The 3,202-nt window shown below is 44.5% G+C and carries 3 protein-coding genes; 1 reads left to right on the top strand and 2 read right to left on the bottom strand.

What is annotated here, in order from left to right:
* Positions 1 to 76: 76 nt before the first annotated feature.
* On the bottom strand, positions 77 to 742 hold the full coding sequence (locus tag C7B77_RS26865; RefSeq protein ID WP_106312230.1) for a SirB1 family protein: 666 nt from the start codon (positions 740 to 742) through the stop codon (positions 77 to 79).
* 191 nt (positions 743 to 933) lie between these two features.
* The gene (locus C7B77_RS26860; protein WP_106312227.1) at positions 934 to 2,484 is read right to left on the bottom strand and encodes an FAD-dependent oxidoreductase; all 1,551 of its coding nucleotides are present in this window, start codon (positions 2,482 to 2,484) and stop codon (positions 934 to 936) included.
* Between the two features lie 39 nt (positions 2,485 to 2,523).
* Here C7B77_RS26860 and C7B77_RS26855 point away from each other — a divergent pair, with 39 nt between their 5' ends.
* Positions 2,524 to 2,934 (top strand): tellurite resistance TerB family protein, encoded by a 411-nt coding sequence (locus C7B77_RS26855; RefSeq protein WP_106312233.1) that lies wholly within the window; start codon positions 2,524 to 2,526, stop codon positions 2,932 to 2,934.
* Positions 2,935 to 3,202: the final 268 nt, after the last annotated feature.

Raw genomic sequence — 3,202 nt, 5'->3', positions numbered from 1 at the left:
GGGGATTGACTATGCACGGCGCACTAGCATAATTTTCTCCAATTTTAGGGCGTTGCGACACCGATTTAGCAGTTATCTACTGGAAGCCAACGATTTCGATCCATTGTTTGATGACGTAGGCGCGATCGAAATCGACTTGATTGAGGTAGTTTGCCTGGAGGTTATTTAAGATTCGTAGTAAGATCTGACGATTGGTAACTGGTTGCAATAGTTCGGGTGGTAAAAAGGGAATATCTTGTTGGTAGATGTGGATTAGCTTTTGCCTACAGTCTTCCACAAATAAAACTTCACCACCATTAAAGGCATCGACAAATATGCCCGCATCTTTAAAATTAGGTTTGATCAGAAAATGTCCTGGCATTCCAATTCCAACCATCGGAAAATAGATCCTCTTGGCAATTTCTAAGTACACAACCGCTAAGGTAATTGGAATCCCCGTCCGGCGATCGATAACTTCATTGAGAAAACTATTAGCTGGATTGTAATAATCGGTCTCGTTACCGTGAAAGTTAAGTTCTGTATATAAATAGCTGTTAATGGTTTGAATGACTTTGAGCGGATAGTGCGTTTCTGGCAATCTTTTAGTTACTTCCGCAGCCATTTCTTCGATAATATTTAGATATCGATCGATCTCCAAGTCGGGATATTCAATTTGGGAAATATATAATGCAGCCTTAGCGAGATTAATGTCTCGATCCGATCGATCGATCTCAACTGAAAACTGCTCTAAGGGGTTATTCATGTCAGCAAAATTGGAAGTGTGAGGTAGGCGATGTCAAACGTGGAATTAGGGGCAGTAAAGTGACGGCATATTTGCATTTATAATTCGTCCCGCTAAAACTACACATAAAACTCATCACTACGTATCGATCGTGCTGCTCGTGACAATTGCCGTTGGCACGCTCCGCGAACGCATTTTTACCACCCGACACTCTAAATATCTAAGTCTTTGCCGGATCCATATCGGTAAGCCTGTAATACTTGCTGATAGTAATACTGTTGCGATGGTGAAAGTTTAGTTAATAATGGTGCGATAAGTTTACTCGATGGATAAAGTCCAGTATACACACCTAAGTTAATATAGTTAATCAGCCAATCGAGCAGTGTGGCAACTCCGACATGAGGGACGATCGGTAGTACTGCTGGCAAACTAGATATTGAGGTTTGTCCTAATGTTCTAGATAGTGCGGGAAACTGGACGACATCCTGAAGAAATGGGCGCAGAACATTGTCGCCGAGATCGTTCATCGATCGAAAGACAGCAGTTAAGAGGTTGTTAATGCGATCGGGATTAATTTGACTATGGATCGGTACGCTCATCGCTCTTTGAAACATCCAAGTTACAGCAATATTAGGTTGATATGGTTGCAATAATTGGAGATCTTTATTAGTCAGTGCATCCGCACGCATGGCCATTTCAATCCCATCAGTCAGTCGAGACAAATGACGAATCATTGCTCCGAAGCCGCCAAAACTGACGGGAGATTGACTACCACTACTATCGCCAATTAATAGTATTCGCGCCCAGGGTGTTTTGAGCGGACTATTACGATAGGATGGAAAGCACCCAAACAGACACCGCTGAAAATTTAATTGGGATAATTCGACCTGTTGATAAGTGGGTAATAATCTGAGATATTCATTAAATAAAAATTCTATACTAAACCGATCGGGATGCGCATCCATATAAGTGAATAGATAGGTGGTGCGTCCATCGCGGGCGGGAAATGCTTCCCAAAAATATTGACACTGATTTTGAATTGGCGTAATTGTCGCAAATATATCGCCCGTTTCATTACGCTCGAATCCTGTCGCGCAACTACCGACTACCAGACAAATTCCCTCTGGCTTTACCCCCGCTCTAGCTTGTGCGGCTAGTGGCGAAAAATGCCCCATGGCATCGATAAATAACTTACTTGTCAATCTCGCCGTTGGGGTATTAATTTCTACCCCATTTGGGTGAATTGTGACGCGATCGCAAGCGGTAAATTCTAATAATCTGCCACCGCGTTCTAAAAATTTAGCCTTGAGAGTTGCGAGTAAATATACTGGATCTACACCGATATTTAAGACATCTCGCACCCAAATATCGGGCGTATTCGGAAAAGCGATCCGTCCTGGGTTATACTCTGTGGCGATCGCTAGTGCTAATTCGGCCTCAGATAGCAATTCTAGCTCCACCAGCACCGCTAATTCCGCCCGCGAGATGTTCCACTCCTGCACTCGCCCTTTCAATTCTCCCCGCTCGATGACGACTACCTGCATCCCGCGCTGTTGGAGAGCCGCTGCCAGGATAATTCCCAGCGTACCACCCGCGATCGCAATCTCGATATCGATGGTTTTTAAAAATTCATCGCTGGAAACGACCATTTCTCGTGGCGAAATCTGTCCCTGTCGCAAATTTTGCCACATTTTATCGACACGCTCTAGATTGGCAAACGTATCGGCAGGAAATTTGGCAGCCATGTCAGCAGCGATCGGCATAGAATTAGGAAAAGAGAATTACTTACTATGGTAAATCCTATGCAGGCAGAATCTCAGGGACGATTGCTAATGAAGATCCTCATCGGCGTAGCTTGGCTCGATGGGACTATCCAACCGGAAGAACGTCAATATCTCTCGAAAGTTGTTCACGATCGTCAGTTGGATCTAGAGCCTGAGATCGAATCATTATTGACGGGATCGAGCAAAGTTACCCCCACAGACTGCGAGCAGTGGATTGGCGAGTATCTGGGAGATCGATCGATTTATGATGACGACGCTCTAATCGAAGCAATTAGCGGTTTAATTTATAGCGATGGTGATGTGGCGATGGCTGAAGCTCATCTATTGGCAAATATTCAATCCACACCTTCTTCAGCACCAGCCACCGCACAACCAATCACCGTCAAGATTCAGCAGCTTTATCACAATTGGGTGCAGAAACTTCGTTAGGAGATAGGTTTTAGGTTTTAGGCTTTAGGCTGAAAGGTGTAATAAGATCGAACCTACTTTTTCCTATTTCCGATTGTGCGTACATAAGTATACTGGGCTTTGTTTTCAGTTGATTTACCACCCAACCCACTTATAAAGCTATCCATTACCCACAGATTTCGGACTAGTACTTTTTAGGTTAGTGGCTGCGTAGAACCCGGATCTGGGGGGTCTGTCTTGTCGCACACAAACGGGAGGGAACCTCCCGTTCGATGCGCCGCTCCCCCCA

The organism is Chamaesiphon polymorphus CCALA 037, from assembly GCF_003003845.1.
Taxonomy (GTDB): domain Bacteria; phylum Cyanobacteriota; class Cyanobacteriia; order Cyanobacteriales; family Chamaesiphonaceae; genus Chamaesiphon; species Chamaesiphon polymorphus.
This window is presented reverse-complemented; position numbering and strand designations above follow the sequence as displayed.

Excerpts from the sequence above, each read along its gene's own strand:
- C7B77_RS26865 (WP_106312230.1), bottom strand. The coding sequence starts at position 742 with ATGAATAACCCCTTAGAGCAGTTTTCAGTTGAGATCGATCGATCGGAT.
- C7B77_RS26860 (WP_106312227.1), bottom strand. The coding sequence starts at position 2,484 with ATGCCGATCGCTGCTGACATGGCTGCCAAATTTCCTGCCGATACGTTT.
- C7B77_RS26855 (WP_106312233.1), top strand. The coding sequence starts at position 2,524 with ATGCAGGCAGAATCTCAGGGACGATTGCTAATGAAGATCCTCATCGGC.